Annotated in this window: 4 protein-coding genes and 1 pseudogene; all 5 read right to left on the bottom strand. The window is 73.5% G+C overall.

The window, feature by feature from the left end:
- Positions 1-1911: pseudogene (locus ACSLTV_RS34630) on the bottom strand (type I polyketide synthase); the annotation flags it as partial.
- 299 nt (positions 1912-2210) lie between these two features.
- The gene (locus ACSLTV_RS34625) at positions 2211-3008 is read right to left on the bottom strand and encodes a futalosine hydrolase (RefSeq protein WP_432157670.1); all 798 of its coding nucleotides are present in this window, start codon (positions 3006-3008) and stop codon (positions 2211-2213) included.
- Positions 3005-4072 (bottom strand): glucose-1-phosphate thymidylyltransferase, encoded by a 1068-nt coding sequence (locus ACSLTV_RS34620; protein ID WP_432140045.1) that lies wholly within the window; start codon positions 4070-4072, stop codon positions 3005-3007. Before ACSLTV_RS34620 ends, ACSLTV_RS34625 begins: the two co-directional genes overlap by 4 nt.
- Positions 4073-4125: 53 nt before the next feature.
- A complete protein-coding gene (locus tag ACSLTV_RS34615) occupies positions 4126-19065 on the bottom strand; it encodes a type I polyketide synthase (protein WP_435613584.1) in 14940 nt (4979 codons plus the stop codon).
- A 45-nt stretch (positions 19066-19110) separates the two neighbouring features.
- On the bottom strand, positions 19111-21714 hold a 2604-nt coding region (locus tag ACSLTV_RS34610; protein ID WP_435613583.1), incomplete at its 5' end, for an SDR family NAD(P)-dependent oxidoreductase.

The following is a 21714-nucleotide window of genomic DNA, read 5'->3' as shown; positions in this document are numbered from 1 at the left end:
CCCGAACGACTCCACCAGACGGAACAACGCCACCTCAAGCGCGAACAACGTCGGCTGCGTCCACTCGGTGCGATTCAACCGCTCGGCATCCGCACCGAAGACGACCTCCCGCAACTCCTCCCCGACATGCCCGCACACCGCGTCGAACGCCTCCGCGAACACCGGGAACGCCTCATACAACTCACACCCCATCCCCGACCGCTGCGCACCCTGACCCGAGAACAGAAACGCCGTCCTGCCCTCGCTCGTCGTGCCGACGAGAGTCCGGGTCCCGGTCTCCCCCCGCTCCAACTCGACCAGTTCGGCGAGGAGTGCGGCTCGGTCGTGACCGCGGACGGCCGCCCGGTGCTCGAAGGCGGTGCGTGTGGTGGCGAGGGAGGCGGCCAGGTCGTAGAGGTCCGTGTCCGGGTGGGCGGTCAGGTGGGCGGCCAGGCGGCCGGCCTGGGCGCGCAGGGAGTCCTCGTCCCGGGCGGACAGGAGCCACGGGAGGACCGGCAGCAGGGCGCGCGGGGCGGTTTCGACGGGGTTCTCGTCCGCGGTGGGTTCGGGTGCCTGCTCGATGACGACGTGGGCGTTGGTGCCGGAGAGGCCGAAGGCGGACACGCCGACGCGTCGCGGGTGGTCGGTGTGCGGCCATTCGGTGGGGCCCGTCAGGAGCTTGACGTGTCCTGCGGCCCAGTCGACGTGGGTGGAGGGGCGTTCGGCGTGGAGTGTGGGCGGCAGGACGCCGTGGCGGAGGGCGAGGACGGACTTGATGACGCCGACGACACCGGCGGCGGCCTGCGTGTGGCCGATGTTCGACTTCACGGAGCCGAGCAGCAGCGGGCGGTCGGCGGTGCGGCCCTGGCCGTAGGTGGCGAGGAGGGCCTGCGCCTCGATGGGGTCGCCGAGGGCGGTTCCCGTGCCGTGCGCCTCGACGGCGTCGATCTCGGTCGCGGGCAGGCCGGCGTTGGCGAGTGCGGCGAGGATGACTCGCTGCTGGGAGAGGCCGTTGGGGGCGGTGAGGCCGTTGGAGGCGCCGTCCTGGTTGACCGCGCTGCCGCGCAGCACGGCGAGCACCCGGTGGCCGTTGCGGCGGGCGTCGGAGAGCCGTTCCACGATGAGGGTGCCGGCGCCCTCGGCCCAGCCGGTGCCGTCGGCGTCGTCGGAGAAGGCCTTGCAGCGGCCGTCTCCGGACAGGCCCCCCTGCCGGCCGAACTCGGTGAAGGCACCGGGGCCGGACATGACGGTGACGCCGCCGACGACCGCGAGGGAGCACTCCTTGGAGCGCAGCGACTGGGCGGCGAGGTGCAGGGCGACGAGGGACGAGGAGCAGGCGGTGTCGACGGTGACCGCGGGACCCTCCAGGCCGAGCGCGTAGGCGACGCGGCCGGAGAGGACGGACATGGAGTTGCCGGTGAGCAGGTGGCCGCGGACGTCGTCGGCGACCTCGCGCAGGCCGGAGGCGTAGCCCTGGTCGCTGCATCCGACGAAGACGCCGGAGCGGCTGCCGCGCAGGGTGGTGGGGTCGATGCCGGCCCGTTCGAAGGCCTCCCAGACCACTTCGAGCAGCAGCCTCTGCTGGGGGTCCATGGCGAGCGCTTCTCGCGGGGAGATGTCGAAGAAGGCGGGGTCGAAGCGGTCGGCGTCCGGCACGAAGCCACCGCGCCGGCGGTCTCCGTCGGTACCGTCCGCCGCGTCGGGGGCGGGCCAGCCGCGATCCGTGGGCCAGTCCGTCACCGCGTCCGTCCCCGAGGCCAGGAGGTCCCAGAAGTCGTCCGGTGTGCGTACGTCGCCGGGCAGCCGGCAGCTCATGCCGACGATGGCGACGGGCTCCTGCTCGCGGGCCTCCAGCTGCCGCAGCTTGCGCCGGGTGGCGTGGAGATCGACGGTGACCCGCTTGAGGTAGTCCCGAAGCTGCGCTTCCTTCGTCATGGACTGCCCCCATGCTGTTCGGTTCGGTGACGGAACGGAGTGCGCGCCGGGGCTCCGCGCGTCGGCCCGGGGCGCCCGGTGGGCATGGGTCCGACGGAGTGCTCCGCGTGCGGTGGGGACAGCATGACCCGGGTGACGAGGCTTGTTCGGCGCCCGGCGGGGTTCTCTGGGGAAACGCTTGGAGTTCGGCCGCGCAGCGTCGTTCGCGCAGGCCCAAGCAGTGTCCCGCGGGGCCGTGCACGGCGGGGCGGGTCCCCGAACGACCGCCCTGTAGCGATGAGTTCGCGTTCGAGCGGTCAGCTCGGGCGGTCAGCCGCGAGGGGGTGGGCGCCGTGGGCGAAGACGGGGCCGAGCACGGCGAAGGCGTCGCGGAGAGCGGCGAGAGCGTCGGGAATACGCCAGGCCGCGCGGTCGCGCGGCCCGACCGGGTTGGAGACGGTACGGACTTCCAGCATGGGAATCCCGTGCGCGGCGGCGGCCTCGGCGACGCCGAAGCCCTCCATGGCTTCGGCCGCCGCTGCGTGGTGCTTCCGGAGCGTGCGGGCCCTGTCCTCGGTACCGGTGGCGGTGGAGACGGTGAGTACCGGCGCGTGGACGGCGCCGAGGGCGCGGGCCACGGCGGCTGCCAGGTGCGGCGGGCAGGTGTGCTCGGAGGTGCCGAAGCCGAGGCGGTCGACGGGCAGGAAGCCGTCGGGGGTCTCGCAGCCGAGGTCCGCGGCGATGACCCGGTCGGCGACCACGACGGAGCCCATCGCGGCGACGGGGGCGAACCCGCCGGCGATGCCCGCGCTGATGACGAGGTCGTACGGTGCCTCCCGGGCGGCCGCCAGGGCGAGCGCGGCGCCCGTGGCGGCCGCGGCCGCGGCGGGGCCCACTCCTCCGGCCAGCAGGTCCGCGGTCAGCGGGCGGCGGCGGGAGGCCGACGGCGCCCGGCGGGTGTCCCCGCAGGTCACCGTATCGGAGCAGGTGAGACGGAGCAGTTCGCGGCCCGGCGGGCCGGAAGCGGCGACCGCGACGGCGGGACCGAAGCCGGAGATCACGGCGTCGCGCTCGGCCTCGACCGCAGTGACGATGAGCAGGCGGACGGGTTTCATGAGGAGATCTGGACCTGCCCGTGGTCTCCGATGACGAGGCGGTGGGCGGCGGGCAGCCGCGGTGTCAGCGTGACCTTGACGTTGCGCCCGACCAGTGACGCGGTGACGCGCCTGATGTGCTCGAAGGACGACTCCCGCAGCACGATGGAGTACTCGATCTCGCTGTGTGTGATGCGGCAGTCCTCCGCCACCGATGTCGACGGGCCGATGTAGGAGTCGGTGACCACGCTGCCGGCGCCGATGATGGCGGGGCCGACGATGCGGGAGCGGCGGACCTCGGCGCCCTCCTCGATCCTGACGCGTCCGATGATCTCGCTCTCCTCGTCGACGGATCCGTCGACGCGGGGCTGGAGGCGTTCGAGGAGTGTGCGGTTGACCTCCAGCATGTCGGTGACGTTGCCGGTGTCCTTCCAGTAGCCCGTGATGACGGTGGAGCGTACGGTCATTCCCTGGTCGATCATCCACTGGAGGGCGTCGGTGATCTCGAGTTCGCCGCGGGCCGAGGGCGGGATGGCCCGTACGGCTTCGTGGACGGCCGTGGTGAACAGGTAGACGCCGGCGACGGCGAGGTCGCTGCGCGGCCGGCTCGGCTTCTCCTCCAGCTCGACGACGTTGCCGTGGTCGTCGGTCACCGCGACGCCGAAGGCCGTGGGGTCGCCGACCCGGGTGAGGAGGATGTGCGCGTCGCGGGGGTCCTTGCGGAACTCGTCGACGACGTCACTGATGCCGTCGAGGACGAAGTTGTCGCCGAGGTACATGACGAAGTCGTCGTCGCCGAGGAAGGGCTGGGCGATGAGGACGGCGTGGGCGAGCCCGAGGGGCTCGTTCTGCTGGATGTAGGTGACGTCGAGTCCGAAGGCGGAGCCGTCACCGACGGCTGCCTGCACCTCCGGTGCGGTGCTGCCGACGATGACGCCGACATCGGTGATGCCTGCCTCGGCGATGGCTTCGAGGCCGTAGAAGAGGATCGGTTTGTTGGCGACCGGGACCAGTTGTTTGCTGGAGGTGTGGGTGATCGGTCGCAGCCGCGTACCGGATCCCCCCGCGAGCACGAGAGCCTTCATGTTCCATCCAGATCACGGGTGACGGGTGGGTGAGGGTGGGTGGGGCGGTGGGGTCAGGCCTCGTCGAGGTCGCCCTCGAGGAAGGCGCGCAGTTCGTCGTCGGACACCTCGTCGGTGTCCGGGCCGGCCGGATCGGGCAGGGTGGCGCCGTCCAGCCGGTCCAGGAGGCCGCGCAGCCGGGCACGGAGCTGACCGTGCAGCGCGCCGTCCACTGTGCTCTCGCTCAACTGTGTTTCCAGTGCGCTGAGTTGATCGAGCAGCGGCGGGGTGTCGGCGGACCGGTCCGCGGGTTCGATGCGCTCCAGGAGGTGCGCGGCGAGCCGCCGCGGCGTCGGGTAGTCGAACATCAGAGTGGCGGGCAGTCGTACGCCGGCGAGGGCGCCGACGCGGTTGCGGAGCTCGACTGCGGTCAGGGAGTCGAAGCCGCTGTCCAGGAAGCCCCCTTCGGGGTCGAGGGACTCGGGGCTGTCGTGCCCGATGACCAGGGCCGCCTGGGTGAGTACGACGTCCAGGACGGCGGTGTGCCGGTCGGCGGGGGCGAGCCGGGCCAGCCGTGCGCGCAGTTCGCCGCCCGCCGGTGCCGCCGGAGCGCCGGTCTGCGCCGGGGCGGCCGGGTGCCGGGTGCGGGCCGGGACGAGGTCGCGGACCAGGTCGGGCACGGTGCCGTCGGAGGCCCGCAGGGTGGCCGGGTCGAGGTCGGCGGGCGCGTACCAGGGTTCGGGGGCGCGCAGTGCCGCGTCGAGCAGGGCCAGTGCGTGGCCGGTGTCCATGGGGCGCAGTCCGCTGCGGGCGATACGGCGCAGGTCCGACGTCCCGAGTGTGCCCGTCATGCCTCCGCGTTCGGCCCACAGGCCCCAGGCGAGCGACCGGATCCGGCGTTCCGGGGTGTCGTGGCGTGCGGCGAAGGCGTCGAGGAAGGCGTTGGCGGCCGAGTAGTTGCCCTGTCCGACGCCGCCGAGGGTGCCGGCGAGCGAGGAGCAGAGGACGAGCTGGGCGCCGGTGTCGCGGGTGAGTTCCTCCAGGAGGACGGCGGCGTCGGCCTTGGGGCGCAGCACCGTGTCGAGGCGTTCGGGGGTGAGGGACTGCACGATGCCGTCGTCGAGGACGCCGGCGGTGTGGACGACGGCGGTCAGCGGACGGTCGGCGGGCACCGCGCCGAGCAGCCCGGCCAGGGCGTCGCGGTCGGCGACGTCGCAGGCCGCGACGGTGACGTGGGCGCCGAGTCCGGTGAGTTCCTCGCACAGTGCGGGCATGCCGTCGGAGGCGGCGCCGCGCCGGCCGGCCAGTACCAGGGAGCGCACTCCGTGGGCGGTGACCAGGTGGCGGGCCATCTGTCGGCCCAGTACACCTCCCGCGCCGGTGACCAGCACGGTGCCGTCGCCGACGACGGGGGTGGCGCCGGCGGACGGGGCGGCGGGGCCGGCGGGCGGAGCGGCGGGGCCGGCGGGCGGAGCGGCGGGACCGGTCCTGGTGAGGCGTGGTGTCAGGGCGGTGCCGTCGCGCAGGGCGATCTCGCTCTCCCCGAGGGCCAGTACGGACGGCAGCCGGTCCAGGGAGGCAGGGCTGCCGTCGTGGTCGACGAGGGCGAAGCGTCCCGGGTTCTCGGCGCGGGCCGCGCGGATCAGACCCCAGACGGCGGCCTGGGCGGGGTCGGTGCACGATGCGTCGTCGGGTCCGGCCGTCACGGCGTTCCGGGTGAGCAGCACGAGCCGGGACCCCGCGAGGGAGTCCTGGGTGAGCCACTCGGTGACGAGGCGCAGGGCGTGGCCGGTGGCGGTGCGGGTGGCGGCGCCGAGGTCGGTCGCGGTGTGGGTCTCCGGCACGGCGGCAAGGACGGTTCCGGGTACGGCCGTCGCGGTGGTGGCCCGCACCAGCGCGGCGGGGCCGGCGTGACGGACGGCGTCCGGGAGGGCCGGTGCCGGGTCGCCGAGCAGGTGCACGGTCCCGGCCGGGGCCGTGCCGGGTGCGGCGGGCGTCCAGCGGATCCGGTGCAGCGCCCCGCGGCCGGGGGCGGCCGGGAGGGCAGCGGTGTCCACGGGCCGCAGTGCGAGGGTGTCGATGTCGGCGACCGGCTGCCCGGTGCCGTCGAGAAGGGTCACCCGGTAGGTGTGTCCGGCCAGGGGGGTGAGGCGGACGCGCAGGGCGGTGGGCCCGGCGCGGTGCACGGTGACGTCGGTGAAGGTGAACGGGACGACCGTGCCGCCCGATCCGTCGGCGGTGAGGGCCACCGTGTGCAGGGCGGCGTCCAGGAGCGCGGGGTGGATGCGGAACCGGTCGGTGCCCTGGAGGTGTTCGCCGTCCTCGGGGGCGACCTCGGCGTACACGGTGTCGCCGTCGCGCCATGCGCCGCGCAGCCCGCGGAAGGCCGGCCCGTAGGCGAAGCCTCCGCCGGCGATGCGCTCGTACAGTCCGCTCACCTCCACGGGGCTCGCGCCCTGCGGCGGCCAGGCGGTGGGCAGGGGTGCCGGGGCGGTGGCGGCGGGGGTGCCGCCGAGGGTGCCCTCGGCGTGCCGGGTCCAGGGGCCGGGGGCGGCCTCGTCGCGGGTGACGGGCCGGGAGTGGACGGTCAGCGCGCGGTCGCCGTGGTCGTCGGGTGCGGTGACGGTGACCTGGAGCCGGACCGCGCCGTCCTCGGGGAGGACGAGCGGGGTCTGCAGGGTGAGATCGGCGACGCGGGCGGCGCCGGTGTGGGCGCAGGCCTCCATGGCCAGGTCGAGGAACGCGGTACCGGGGAAGAGGATCCGGCCGTCGAGGGCGTGGTCGGCGAGCCAGGGCCTGCCGTCCACGGACACGGTGCCGGTCAGGACGGTCGCCGAGCCGTCGGCCAGCGGCACGGCCCCCGTCAGCAGGTGGTGGCGTACGGGTTCGAGGTCGGAGCGGTGGACGTCGGGGCCGGTCGCCTCCAGCCAGTAGCTGCGCCGCTGGAACGGGTAGGTGGGCAGGTCGGTGCGGCAGGCGCCGGTCGGGGCGAACCAGGTCTCCCAGTCGACGTGGTGGCCGCGGGTGTGCAGCCGGGCGAGGGCGGAGGTCAGCGAGGCCTCCTCCTCGGTGTCGCGGCGCAGCGCCGGGACGAGGGCGGCGTCGCCGTCGACGCACTCCCCGGCCAGCGCGGTGAGGACGCCACCGGGGCCGATCTCGACGTAGGTGGTGACGCCCTGTTCCTCCAGGGCGCGGACGCCGTCGTGGAAGCGGACGCCGTCGCGGACCTGGCGCACCCAGTAGCCGCCGTCGAACGGTTCGCCGTCGGTGACGGGACGGCCGGTGACGGTGGAGACGACGGTCGTCGCGGGCCGGCCGTGGTCGATCTGGGCGGTGTGGGCGGCGAACGCGTCGAGCATGCCGTCCATGTGGTGCGAGTGGAAGGCGTGGCTGACGTTGAGTCGGCGCGTTTTGCGTCCCCGGGCGGCCAGTTCGGAGGCGACCGCGGTGACGGCCTCCTCGTCGCCGGACAGGACGGTGGCGTGCGGGCTGTTGAGGGCGGCGACGGCGACCCGGTCCCCGTGGGCGGCGAGGAGGGGGGTCACCTCGTCCTCACCGGCCTGGACGGAGACCATGATTCCGCCCGGGGGCAGTGCGCCCATGAGACCGCCGCGTACGGCGACGAGCCGGCAGGCGTCCTCCAGTGTGAGGACGTCCGCGACATGGGCCGCGGCGATCTCACCGACGGAGTGACCGAGCAGCGCGTCGGGCCGTACGCCCAGGCTCTCCAGGAGCCGGTACAGGGCGACCTGCACGGCGAAGAGACCGGCCTGCGTGTAGGCGGTGTGGTCGAGGAGTGCCGCCTCCTCCGTGCCCGGGTCGGCGAACAGCACGTCGCGCAGCGGCGGTTCGGGGCGTGCGCCGAGGCGCGCGTCGGGGTGTGGTTCCAGGTGGGTCTCGAGGTGGGCGCAGACCTCGTCGAGGGCGTCGGCGAAGACCTCGTAGCGCTCGTACAGGACCCGCCCGGTGCCGGCCTGCTGGGCGCCCTGTCCGGAGAAGAGGAACGCCACCTTGCCGCCGCGGGCCCGCTCCACGACCGGCAGCGGGTGGTCACGGCCTTCGGCGAGGGCGGTGAGCGCTTCGGCGAGGGCGTCCGTGCCGGCGGTGACGACGGCCGCCCGGTCGTCGTGGTGGGCGCGGGTGGTGGCCAGGGACAGGGCGAGGTCCGCCGGGGCGCTGTCCGGGTGGTCGGCCAGGTGGTCGAGCAGGCGTCGGGCCTGGGCGCGCAGTGCGGCGGTACCGCGCGCTGACAGCAGCCAGGGCAGGACGCCGGGGGTCCGGCCGGCCGTCCGGGCCGGCTCCGTGGTGTCGGCGGCGTCCGGTTCCTGGAGGATGACGTGCGCGTTGGTGCCGGACACCCCGAAGGAGGAGACGCCCGCGCGGCGCGGGGTGTCGCCGGCGGTCCAGGCCCGCTCCTCGTGCAGCAGGCGGACCGCCCCGGACGACCAGTCGATGTGCGGGGAGGGCTGCTCGGCGTGCAGGGTGCGCGGCAGGACGCCCTGCCGCATCGCCATCACCATTTTGATGACGCCCGCGACACCCGAAGCGGCCTGGGTGTGGCCGATGTTGGATTTCAGGGCACCCAGCCACAGTGGCCGCTCGGCGGGCCGGTCCGGCCCGTAGACCGCGAGCAGGGCCTGCGCCTCGATCGGGTCGCCGAGGGTGGTGCCGGTGCCGTGCGCCTCGACGGCGTCGATGTCCCGCGGGGACAGTCCGGCGGAGGCGAGGGCCTGCCGGATGACGCGCTGCTGTGCGGGTCCGCTGGGCGCGGTGAGCCCGTTGGACGCGCCGTCCTGGTTCACGGCGGACCCGGCCACCGTGGCGAGCACGGGGTGGCCGTTGCGGCGGGCGTCGGAGAGACGCTCCAGCAGCAGCAGTCCGACGCCTTCGGCCCAGCCCGCTCCGTCGGCCTCCGCGCTGAACGCCTTGCAGCGGCCGTCGGGCGACAGGGCGCGCTGCCGGCTGAACTCGACGAAGGTGTCCGGGGTGGAGATCACCGTCACCCCGCCGGCCAGGGCGAGTTCGCACTCGCCGGACCGCAGGGCCTGCACGGCGAGGTGCAGGGCGACGAGGGACGAGGAGCAGGCGGTGTCGACGGTGACCGCCGGGCCCTCCAGACCGAAGGTGTAGGCGATGCGGCCGGAGGCGACGCTGCTCGCGCTGCCGGTGGCGAGGTAGCCCTCCAGTTCCTCGGGGGCCCGTCCGGCGCGGCTGCCGTAGTCGTTGTAGTTCGAGCCGACGAACACGCCCGCGCGTGCGCCCCGCAGCCGGTCCGGGCCGATACCGGCGCGTTCGAACGCCTCCCAGGATGTCTCCAGCAGCAGCCGGTGCTGCGGGTCGATGGCGACGGCCTCCCGGGGCGCGATGCCGAAGAACGCCGGGTCGAACCGGTCGGCGTCGTGCAGGAACCCGCCGTGCCGGGCATAGGAGTGGCCGGTGCGCTCGGGGTCGGGGTCGTAGAGGCTGTCGACGTTCCAGCCGCGGTCGGCGGGGAAGGGGGTGATGGCGTCGGTGCCGTCGGCGACGAGCCGCCACAGTTCCTCCGGCGAGGTGACCCCGCCGGGGAAGCGGCAGCCCATGCCGACGATGACGACCGGGTCGTCGTCCACGGCCGCCGCGGGCAGCTGGGGTCGATCGTCTTCGGCCGGGTCCGCGCCGAACAGTTCACGGTCCAGGTGGGCGGCGAGGGCGCTCGCGGACGGGTGGTCGAAGGCAAGGGTGACCGGCAGGCGCAGCCCGGTGGCCTCGGCGAGTCGGTTGCGCAGTTCGACCGCGGTCAGCGAGTCGAAGCCCAGGTCGCGGAAGGCGCGCCCGTCGGGGACGGCGTCGGCGTCGGCGTGGCCCAGCACCGCGGAGGCCTGCCCGCGGACCTCGGCCAGCAGCGCCGCACGGCGCTCGGCGGGCGGCAGGGCGGCCAGCCGCTTGACCGGCGCCGGCCCGTCGACGGCGTCGCTCTCCTTCTTCTGTACCGCGCCGTCGGCCACGAGTGCCGTGCGGGCCTCGGGAAACTCTCGCAGGGCGGCGAACGCGCGGGCGGTGATGAGCTTCCAGTCGACGTCGGCGACGATCAGGAACTCCTCGTCCTGGTCGAGCGCCTTCTGCAGGGCGGCGATGGCCAGTTCGGGGTCCATCGGGGGAACACCGTCGCGGCGCAGCCGCTCCGCGACCTCCTCGCCGACCATGCCGCCGCCGGACCAGGTGCCCCAGCCGACGGAGGTGGCGGGCAGTCCCTCCGCCCGGCGGCGCACGGCCAGGGCGTCGAGGAAGGCGTTGGCCGCGGCGTAGCTGCCCTGTCCGGGGCCGCCGAGGGTGCCGGCCATGGACGAGAAGAGCACGAACGCGTCGAGATCGAGGTGCCTGGTGGCGGCGTCGAGGGCGAGCGCCGCGTCGGCCTTGGGGCGCATGACGCCGTGTGCCCGCTGCGGGGTCAGGGCGTCGATGAGTCCGTCGTCGATGATGCCGGCGGTGTGCACGACAGCGGTCAGTGTGCCGCCGCCCGGCAGGTCGTCGACGAGCCGCCGCACCGCGTCGGCGTCGGCGACATCGCAGGCGACGGCGGTCGCCGTGGCGCCCAGCTCGGCGAGTTCCGCGACGAGTTCGCCGGCTCCGGGTGCGTCCGGACCGCGCCGGGAGGCGAGCACCAGGTGCTCGGCCCCGCCCTGGGCGAGCCAGCGGGCGACGTGCCGGCCGAGTCCGCCGGTTCCCCCGGTGACCAGGACGGTCCCGGACGGCCGCCAGTCGCCGTCGGGCCGGGGCCCCTCACCGGCGCGCACCAGCCGGCGGGCGAAGAGCCCGGACGGCCGTACCGCCAGATGGTCCTCTTCCAGTGTGCCCGACAGTGCGGCGACCAGACGGCGCGCCGCACGGCCGTCCAGCGTCTCGGGCAGGTCGATGAGACCGCCCCAGCGCTGTGGGTACTCCATGGCCGCGATCCTGCCCAGCCCCCAGCACATCGCCTGGAGCGGGGTGCGCAGTACGTCACCGCGGTGCACGGACACGGCGCCGCGGGTCGCGCACCAGACGGGCCCGTCGACCCGGGCGTCGCCGACCGCCTGGAGCAGCGCGGTGGTCAGTACCAGGCCGGTGGGCAGCACGCCCTCGGCGGACCACGGCGACTCGTCCAGGGCGAGCAGCGAGAGCACGCCGCCGATCTCGACGCCGTCGGTGCGGTGCCGCACGAGGTCGGCCATCCGTTCGCGTTCGGCGGCGTCCGGTCCGGCGACCAGCAGCAGCGCCCCGGCCGACCGCTCGTCGACCGCCTCGCGGACCAGTCGTACCATCGGGTCGCTCTCGTGTCCGGCGGGCACGACGATCAGCCAGTTGCCCGGCAGGCCCTCGACCCGGCCGGACTGCTCGGCGCGCGGCCGCCAAGCGACCCGGTAGCGCCAGCCGTCCAGCGTGGAGCGGTTGATCCGGTCACGTCGCCACGAGGACAGGGCGGGGACGACTTCGGCGAGCGACCGCACGTCCTCGATCCCGAGGCTCTCGGCGAGGGAATCCACGTCGTGGTTCTCGATGTTGGCCCAGAACCCGTCGTCCACCAGGTCGACGGCGCCCGGGCTCCGATCGTCGGCGCCATGGTGCGGGGCGACGGGCTGGAGCCAGTAGTGGCTGCGCTGGAAGGGGTAGGTGGGCAGGTCGACCCGGTGCGGCGACCGGTTCGCGAAGACCGGGGCCCAGTCGACGTCGAGCCCCTTGGTCCAGGCCTCGCCCAGTGAGAGGTGGAAGCGGTCCAGACCGCCCTCACCACGACGCAACGACCCGATGACCGGCGCCTGCGAACCGGCGGCCTCGACGGTCTCGGCGACCGGCACGGTCAGCACCGGGTGCGGACTCATCTCGACGAAGGCTCCGTGACCGGACTCCACCAGTCGCCGCACGACCGGTTCCAGCTGCACCGTCTGACGCAGGTTGCGATACCAGTACCCGGCATCCGTCAGCGCCGAATCGACCCACTGCCCGGTCACCGTCGACAGGAACGGCACCGACGGCTCCAACGCCACCACCGGAGCCAGCACCTCGGCCAACTCGGCCTCGATCGCCTCCACATGTGCCGAATGCGACGCATAGTCCACATCGATGCGCCGCACCCGAACGTTGTCGGCGTCCGCGTGGGCGACCAGCTCGTCCAGAGCGTCGGCGTCACCCGACACCACCGTCGAGGTGGGACCGTTCACCGCCGCCACCGACACCCGACCCGGCCACCCCGCCGCCAACTCCTGCGCACCCCGCGCCGGCAACGCCACCGACACCATCCCCCCACGCCCGGCCAACGCCACAATCGCCCGCGACCGCAACGCCACCACCCGCGCACCATCGACCACACTCAACGCACCCGCCACCACCGCAGCAGCGATCTCACCCTGCGAATGCCCCACCACCGCAGCGGGCCTGACACCGTACGACTCCCACACCGCCGCCAGCGACACCATCACCGCCCACAACACCGGCTGCACCACATCGACGCGGTCGAAGCCGGGGGCACCCTCCACCCCCCGCACCACATCCACCAACGACCAGTCCACGAACTCACCCAACGCCTCACCACACTGAGTGAACCGGGCCGCGAACACCGGACACGTGTCCAGGAGCTCCACCGCCATCCCCACCCACTGCGCCCCCTGCCCCGGGAACACGAACACCGGCTGGACGGACTCGCCGTTGTGCGGCGCCACCCCCCGGACGAGCCTGGTGTCGGCTGTACCGGCGGCGAGGGCACGCAGACCGTCCAGCAGGGCGGAGCGGTCGGCGCCGACCACGACGGCGCGCTCCTCCAGAGCGGCACGGCCGGTGGCCAGCGTGTGGGCGACGTCGAGCGGGTCGGTGTCCGTGCCCTCCAGGCGGGCCACGAGCCGCAGGGCCTGCTCACGCAGCGCCGGCCCCGAACGAGCCGACACCACCCACGGGACGGCTGCCTCGGGCCGGCTGAAGGGGTCCACTTCCGGGGCGGTTTCCGGTTCCGGTTCCGGCTCCGGTTCCTCCAGGATGACGTGCGCGTTCGTCCCGCTGACGCCGAAGGAGGAGACGCCCGCCCGACGGGGTCGGTCGTTCTGCTCCCAGGGGCGTGCCTCGGTGAGGACCCGGACCTGTCCGGCGGACCAGTCGACGAAGGTGGAGAGTTCGTCGGTGTGCAGGGACTTGGGCAGGGTGCCGTTGCGCATCGCCTGGACCATCTTGATGACCCCGGCCATACCCGAGGCTGCCTGCGCATGCCCGATGTTCGACTTCACCGACCCCAGCCACAACGGCCGGTCGCCCTCGCGTTCCTGGCCGTACGTGGCCAGCAAGGCCTGAGCCTCGATCGGATCGCCGAGTTTCGTGCCCGTACCGTGCGCCTCCACCACGTCCACATCCGCGGCGGACAGTCCGGCATCCGCCAACGCCGCACGGATCACGCGCTGCTGGGACAGACCGTTGGGAGCCGTGAGGCCGTTGGACGCGCCGTCCTGATTGATCGCCGAACCCCGCACCACGGCGAGGACCTGATGGCCGTTGGCCCGTGCGTCCGACAGACGCTCCAGGAGCAGGACACCCACGCCCTCGGCCATTCCCATGCCGTCGGCTCCCGCGCCGAACGCCTTGCAGCGCCCGTCGACGGCGAGGCCGCGCTGGCGGCTGAAGCCGATCAGTCCGACCGGCTCGCCCATGACGGCGGCGCCGCCGGTCAGCGCGAGGGAGCATTCACCGGACCTCAGCGACCGCATGGCCTGGTGCATGGCGACGAGTGCGGAGGAGCAGCCGGTGTCCATGGTCACGGCCGGTCCTTCGAGGCCGAGCGTGTACGAGATGCGGCCGGAGGCGATGCTGGTGACCGTGCCGGTGATCAGGTGCCCTTCGAGCCCCTCCGGGACCTCGCCGGATGCTCCGTAGCCCTGGTGGGAGACACCGACGAACACGCCGGTGTCGCTGCCGCGCAGGCTGTCGGGGGCGATGCCGGCCCGCTCCAGGGTCTCCCAGGCGGTCTCCAGCAGCAGTCGCTGCTGCGGGTCCATCGCGGTCGCCTCACGCGGCGAGATGCCGAAGAAGGCCGCGTCGAACTCGGCCGCGTCGTAAAGGAACCCGCCGTCCCGGGCGTAGGTGGTTCCCGCCCGGTCGGGATCGGGGTCGTAGAGGCTCTCCGCGTTCCATCCGCGGTCGACGGGCAGACCGGACACGGCATCGGTCTCGTCGAGGACGAGCTGCCAGAGGTCCTCGGGCGAGTGTGCGCCGCCCGGGAAGCGACAGCCCATGGAGACGATGGCGATCGGCTCGTCCTCGTGCGCCGGGCCGGCCGCGGGCAGGACCGGGAGCGCGGCGGTCTCCTCGGCGGCGCGGTCGTCGGCGAGGTGTCCGCGCAGGTGGCGTACCAGCTCGCGGACGTTGGGGTGGTCGAAGACGATGGTGGCGGGCAGGGCCAGGCCGGTCGCCTCGTTGAGGCGGTTGCGCAGTTCGACCGCGGTGAGGGAGTCGAAGCCGAGTTCGCGGAAGGCGCGGGTGGCGGCGATGTCGTCGCCCTGGGCGTAGCCGAGGACGGCGGCGACGTGGGTACGGACCACGTCGGTGAGGGCCCGGTCGCGTTCGGCGGGGGGCAGGGCGGCGAGTTCGGCGCGCAGCCCGCCGCGCCGGTCGGCGGCGCTGTCGAGCACGGCCTCTTCGGCCTTGATCGCCTCGGCGACTTCGGGGACCTCGTGCAGCAGCGGTCTGGGGTGGGCGGCCGTGAAGACGGGGACGAAGCGTTCCCAGTCGATGTCGGCGATCGCGAGGAAGGTCTCGTCGTGGTCGAGGGCCTGCTGGAGGCCGGTCACGGCGATGTCGGCGTCCATGAACGGGATCCCGCGCCAGCGCAGTTGTTCGCGTACGACGTTGACGGCCATGCCGCCGCCTTCGGGACTCCAGATGCCCCACGCCAGGGACGTCCCGGTCAGACCTCGGGCCCTGCGGTTCTCGGCGAGGGCGTCGACGTAGGCGTTGGAGGCGGAGTAGGCGCCGTGGTCGCCGCTGCCCCAGGTTCCCGCCACGGACGAGTACAGGACGAAGGCGTCCAGCCGGTCGTGGGCGAAGAGTTCGTCGAGGTTCGCCGCCCCGAGGAGTTTGGCGCGGGCGCCCTCGGCGAAGAAGCCCGGCTCGGTGTCGACGAGTGGGGCGAGCATGCCGACACCGGCGGTGTGCACGACGGTGCGGATGGCGGGGCCCTCGGACTCGACCCGCCCGACGAGGCGTCGGAGCGCGTCCCGGTCGGCCACGTCGCAGGCGGCGATCGTCACCCGGCAGCCGAGGTCGGTCAGCTCCCGTTCCAGCTCGGCCGCCCCGGGCGCGTCGGGACCGTGCCGGCTGGTCAGCACCAGGTGTTCGGCACCGTTGCGGGCCAGCAGACGGGCCGCGTGTGCGCCGAGCCCGCCGGTGCCGCCGGTGACGAGCGCGGCGCCGCTGGTGCGCCAGGTGCGCGCCGCAGCACGGCCGGCGAGCGGCGTGCGGATCAGCCGACGGACATACGTTCCCTGTGCGCGCAGGGCGACCTGGTCCTCCTCGCCCCGGGTGGCGAGGAGGGCGACCAGCCGACGTGCGATGTCGTCGTCGACATCCGCGGGCAGGTCGAGCAACCCGCCCCAGTGCCGGGGATGTTCGAGAGCCACCACACGTCCGAGACCCCACAGGGCAGCCTGAACGGGTTGGTCGACGGCGTCGCCCTCGGCACCGGTTGCGACGGCTCCGCTGGTGAGGAACCACGTCCTGGCGTCGATGCCGGCGTCCAGCAGACCCTGGACCAGGAGCAGCGAGGAGACCATGGCCGAGGTGGCACCGGAGTGTTCCGGCGCCGGGCCCTCGTCGAGGGCCAGCAGGGAGACAACACCCTGCGTGGGGGCGCCATCGGTCCGGGCGACGGCGGCGGCGAGCCGTGAGGCGATCTTTCCGCGGTCGAGGTCGTCGGGCCCCATGACGAAGGTGACAACGGTCGCCCCGGCCCGGCCCAGTGCGTCGGCGACACCGCTGACCAGCGGTGATCCAAGATGCTCGGCGGGTACGACGAGGAGCCAGGTGCCGTCGACCGTGTCGCCCTCCGGGAGTCGGTGCGGCCGCCACACGATCCGGTAGCGCCAGCTGTCCAGCCGGGCGCGGCCCTCCCGCTGTCGATGCCAGGCGGAGAGCGCGGGAACGAGGTCGCCGAGACCTTCGGTGCCGTCCAGTCCGAGCGTGCCGGCCAGCGCCTCCAGGTCGCCTTCCTCCACGGTCCGCCAGAACGCCTCCTCGACCGGGTCCGCGGCGACCGCCGGCTTCGGCGCGTCCAGCCAGAAGCGGCTGTGCTGGAACGGGTAGGTGGGCAGGTCGACCATGCGCGGCGACAGCCCCTCGAAGGCCGGGGCCCAGTCCACCGACACCCCCGCGGCCCACGCCTCGCCCAGGGAGAGGTAGAAGCGGCCCAGGCCGCCCTCACCACGACGCAACGACCCGACAACCACAGCCTCCGCACCGACGGCCTCCACCGTCTCGGCGACCGGCACGGTCAGCACCGGGTGCGGACTCATCTCCAGAAACGCCCCGTGCCCTTCGGCGATCAGCGCGGTCACGGCCGGCTCCAGCTGCACCGTCTGACGCAGATTGCGATACCAGTACCCGGCATCCGTCAGCGCCGAATCGACCCACTGCCCGGTCACCGTCGACAAGAACGGCACCGACGGCTCCAACGCCACCACAGGAGCCAGCACCTCCGCCAACTCGGCCTCTACCGCCTCCACATGCGCCGAATGCGACGCATAATCCACATCGATCCGCCGCACCCGAACCCCGCCGGCCTCCGCACGGGCCACCAGCTCGTCCAGAGCACCGGCATCACCCGACACCACCGTCGAAGCAGGACCGTTCACCGCCGCCACCGACACCCGACCCGGCCACCCCGCCGCCAACTCCTGCGCACCCCGCGCCGGCAACGCCACCGACACCATCCCCCCACGCCCGGCCAACGCCACAATCGCCCGCGACCGCAACGCCACCACCCGCGCACCATCGACCACACTCAACGCACCCGCCACCACCGCAGCAGCGATCTCACCCTGCGAATGCCCCACCACCGCAGCCGGCCTGACACCGAACGACTCCCACACCGCCGCCAACGACACCATCACCGCCCACAACACCGGCTGCACCACATCGACGCGGTCGAAGCCGGGTGCACCCTCCACCCCACGCACCACATCCACCAACGACCAGTCCACGAACTCACCCAACGCCTCACCACACTCAACGAACCGAGCCGCGAACACCGGACACGTATCGAGGAGCTCCACCGCCATCCCCACCCACTGCGCCCCCTGCCCCGGAAACACGAACACCGGGTCCACGGTCGCGCCCGGGCTTTCGGTGAGGCCGCGCGTCACACCGGCGGGCCGCTCACCTCGTGCCAGGGCGTGCAGGCCGTTCAGCAGGGCGGAGCGGTCGGCGCCGACCACGACGGCGCGCTCCTCCAGAGCGGCACGACCGGTGGCCAGCGTGTGGGCGACGTCCGCGGCGGACAGGTCGGCGGACTCCACACGGTCGGTCAGTCGCTGTGCCTGCTCCCTCAACGCGGCTTCCGTCCGTGCCGACAGCAGCCAGGGCAGGACGGCGTCGGTCGTGCCCGGTTCTCCGGCCGGAGGCCGAGTGACCGGTGCCTGCTCGAGGACGACGTGGGCGTTGGTGCCGCTGCCGCCGAAGGAGGAGACGCCCGCTCGGCGCGGCCGTCCCGTCTCGGGCCAGTCGACGGCCTCGGTGAGCAGACGCAGGGTCCCGGTGGACCAGTCGACGTGCGGGGTGGGTTCCTCCCCGTGCAGGGACTTGGGCGCGATCCCGCGCCGCAGCGACTCGACCATCTTGATGACGCCCGCGACACCGGAGGCAGCCTGGGTGTGGCCGATGTTGGACTTCAGGGAGCCGATCCAGAGCGGGTGGTCGGCGTCGCGTTCCTGCCCGTAGGTGGCCAGGAGTGCCTGCGCCTCGATCGGGTCGCCGAGTTTCGTGCCCGTACCGTGCGCCTCCACGACGTCCACGTCCGCGGCCGACAGGTCCGCGTCGGACAGCGCCGCGCGGATGACGCGCTGCTGCGAGGGGCCGTTCGGAGCGGTCAGGCCGTTCGAGGCCCCGTCCTGGTTGATCGCCGAGCCACGGATGACGGCGAGGACCTGGTGCCCGTTGGCCTCGGCGTCCGACAGGCGCTCCAGGAGCAATACCCCTACGCCTTCGCCCCAGCCGGTGCCGTCGGCTCCGGCCGCGAAGGGCTTGCAGCGGCCGTCTGCGGCCAGTCCGCGCTGGCGGCTGAACTCGACGAAGTTGCGCATGCTGGCCATGACGGTGGCACCGCCGGCGACGGCCATGGAGCACTCACCGTTGCGCAGTGACCGCACCGCCAGGTGAAGCGCGACCAGCGACGACGAGCACATGGTGTCGAGGCTGACGGCCGGGCCCTCGAAGCCGAAGCTGTAGGCGATGCGGCCCGACAGGACGGCGGCGGACCCACCGGTCAGCAGATGTCCCTCGATGCCCTCGGGGGCGCGGGTTCCGTCGGGGGCGTACGCCTGGTTGCTGGCGCCGACGAAGACGCCGGTGGAGCTGCCCCGCAGGGTGGTGGGGTCGATGCCGGCCAGCTCGAACGCCTCCCACGTGGTCTCCAGCAGCAGCCGCTGCTGGGGGTCCATCGCGGTCGCCTCACGCGGCGAGATCTCGAAGAACCCGGCGTCGAAGTCGGCCGCGTCGTGGAGGAAGGCGCCGTGGCGGACGTAGCTGGTGCCGATGCGCTCCGGGTCGGGGTCGTACAGCCCGTCGATGTCCCAGCCGCGGTCGGTGGGCAGGTCCGAGACGGTGTCGACGCCGTCGGCGACGAGCTGCCACAGCTCCTCGGGGCTGCGCACACCGCCGGGCAGATGACAGGCGGTCGCCACGATGGCGATGGGCTCGTGCGCCCGCGTCTCCAGCTCGTCGAGCCTGCGGCGGGTCTGCCGCAGGTCGGTGGTGACGCGCTTGAGGTAGTCCCGCAGCTTGTCCTCGGTGTTGCCCGTGTTGCCCATGCCAGTCAGCCCTTCGAGAATCGGGAAGTCGTGTCGGGGGACCGCTCAGGAGATCCCGAGTTCCTTGTCGATCAGGTCGAACATGTCCTGGTCGGAGGCGCCGACCAGTTCCTCGTCCACGGCCGCGGAGGCCGGCTCGCCGGTGGGTGCCGACGCCCAGGTGTCGAGCAGGCCGCGCAGCGCGTCCGCGAGTTCCTTCCGGTCGGTGGGGTCGGCGGTGGCGCGGTAGGCCGCCTCGACCTCCCTGAGCCGGGGGTCGAGCCCGGGGGCGCCGTCGTCGGTGGGGAAGAGCTCCGCGTCGAGGTGGTCGGCGAGCGCGTTCGGTGTGGGATGGTCGAACACGAGGGTCGCGGAGAGCTTGGTGCCGAGGGCGGCACCGAGCCGGTTGCGCAGTTCCACGGCGGTCAGCGAGTCGAAGCCCATGTCGCGGAAGGCCTTTCCGGGCCTGACCGCCTTCGCCGATCCGGAGCCGAGGACCGCTTCGGCATGCGTCCGGATCAGCTCCGCCAGCCGGCGCTTGCGCTTGGCCGGCGTGAGCGCGGCCAGCTCACCGCGCAGCCCGCTCGCGGCGCCGGAGACGTCCGCCGCCTGCCGAGCCTCGTCCTCAGCCTGTTGTGCCGCCAGCAGGGCCCGCACTTCCGGGATCTCCTCGATGAGCGGGCGGTTCCCGTGGGCGCAGTACGCCGCTACGAAGCGTTCCCACCGGATGTCCGCCACGACGACGGTGGTGTCGTCCGCCGCCACCGACTCCCGCAGGGCCCGTACGGCGAGCCGCGGCTCCATGGCCGGCACACCCCGTCGCAGCAGCTGGTCCCCGACCTCGGCGTCGACCATTCCGCCGCCCGCCCACGCACCCCACGCGATCGCGGTGGCGGGCAGCCCCGCGGCCCGGCGGGACTCGGCGAGGGCGTCCAGGTGGGCGTTGGCCGCGGCATACGGTGCCTGACCGCCGTTGCCCCATACGCCGGCGCCGGAAGAGAAGAGGACGAAGGCGTCCAACGCGCGTCCAGCGAGCAGGTCGTGCAGGTTCTGGGCACCGACGACCTTGGCATGCATCAGGTCGACCGCCTCGTCGGTGTCGACCCGGGTGAGCGGACGAGCCCGGTCGACGGCGCCCGCGGTGTGCACGACCGCCGTCAGCGGCGGTTCGTCGGGCAGGCCCTTCAGGAGCTCTGCCAGTGCGTCCCGGTCGGCCACGTCGCAGGCGGCGATGGTCACCCGGCAGCCGAGGTCGGTCAACTCCTGCGCCAGTGCGGCCGCTCCGGGTGCATCGGGGCCGCGCCTGCTGGTCAGTACGAGGTGCTCGGCTCCCTCGCGGGCGAGGTCCCGGGCCACGTGGGCGCCGAGGGCGCCCGTACCGCCGGTGACGAGCACCGTGCCGCGCGGTCGCCACACCGGCGCCGGGGCCGAGCCCGTGGCGGGGAGAGGGGAGCGCACCATGCGGCGGACGCGGATGCCGACGGACCCGCTCCGGAGCGCGAACTCGCTCTCCGCGTCGGGGCTTCCGCCCGCGGCCAACAGCGTGGGCAGGTGGGTGAGGACGTCGGTGGAGCCGTCGGCCGGAAGGTCGACCAGGCCGCCGGCCCGCTCGGAGTCGTCCAGCGCGGCCACCCGCAGCAGACCCCACACGGCAGCCTGACCGGCGTTCGGCATCCGGTCGCCGTCGAGCGGGACGGCTCCACGGGTGAGCGTCCAGAGCCCGGCGCGCACCTCCGTGTCGGTGAGCGCTTGGCTCAACGCCATGGCGGCCAACAGGCCCTTGGAGACACCGGGGCTGCGCTTGTCCGGTTCGTCGTGGAGCGTGAGGAGCGAGAGCACACCGGCCGGCGTGGTGCCCAGGTGCAGCACAGCGGCTTCGAGCAGTTCGGCGAGAACGACACGGTCCGCCTGTTCGGGCACGGCAACGGGCACGACACTCGCCCCCGACTCCTCCAGCACACGGCGGGTTCGCACCGTGAGGTCGTCGCCGGTTCGGGTCTCGGGTACGACGATCAGCCAGTCCCCCGCGAGGGGGCGCTCGTCGGGAGCTTCGAAGGGCCTCCACACCACGCGGTATCGCCAGTTGTCGAGCAGGGTCCGCTCATGGCGGGTGTGGCGCCAGGCGGCCAGTGCCGGTACGACGGCCTCCAGACCCTCCTCGACACCGAGCGTGCCAGCCAGCGCCTCCAGGTCGCCTTCCTCCACGGTCCGCCAGAACGCCTCCTCGACCGGGTCCACGGCGACCGCCGGCTTCGGCGCGTCCAGCCAGTAACGGCTGTGCTGGAAGGGATAGGTGGGCAGGTCGACCATGCGCGGGAACAAGCCTTCGTAGGCAGGCGTCCAGTCGACGGGCACGCCTGCGGCCCACGCCTCGCCCAGGGAGAGGTAGAAGCGGCCCAGGCCGCCCTCACCACGACGCAACGACCCGACAACCACAGCCTCCGCACCGGCGGCCTCGACGGTCTCGGCGACCGGCACGGTCAGCACCGGGTGCGGACTCATCTCCAGAAACGCCCCGTGCCCTTCGGCGATCAGCGCGGTCACGGCCGGCTCCAGCTGCACCGTCTGACGCAGATTGCGATACCAGTACCCGGCATCCGTCAGCGCCGAATCGACCCACTGCCCGGTCACCGTCGACAAGAACGGCACCGACGGCTCCAACGCCACCAC

The sequence above is a fragment of the Streptomyces sp. bgisy159 genome, from assembly GCF_965341775.1.
Taxonomy (GTDB): domain Bacteria; phylum Actinomycetota; class Actinomycetes; order Streptomycetales; family Streptomycetaceae; genus Streptomyces.
Note: the sequence above shows the minus strand (reverse complement) of the source record. Positions and strands in the feature narration are given on the sequence as shown.

What these genes read in the sequence shown, in the direction of transcription:
- ACSLTV_RS34625 (WP_432157670.1), bottom strand. Translation starts at nt 3,008, where the DNA reads ATGAAACCCGTCCGCCTGCTCATCGTCACTGCGGTCGAGGCCGAGCGC.
- ACSLTV_RS34620 (WP_432140045.1), bottom strand. Translation starts at nt 4,072, where the DNA reads ATGAAGGCTCTCGTGCTCGCGGGGGGATCCGGTACGCGGCTGCGACCG.
- ACSLTV_RS34615 (WP_435613584.1), bottom strand. Translation starts at nt 19,065, where the DNA reads ATGGGCAACACGGGCAACACCGAGGACAAGCTGCGGGACTACCTCAAG.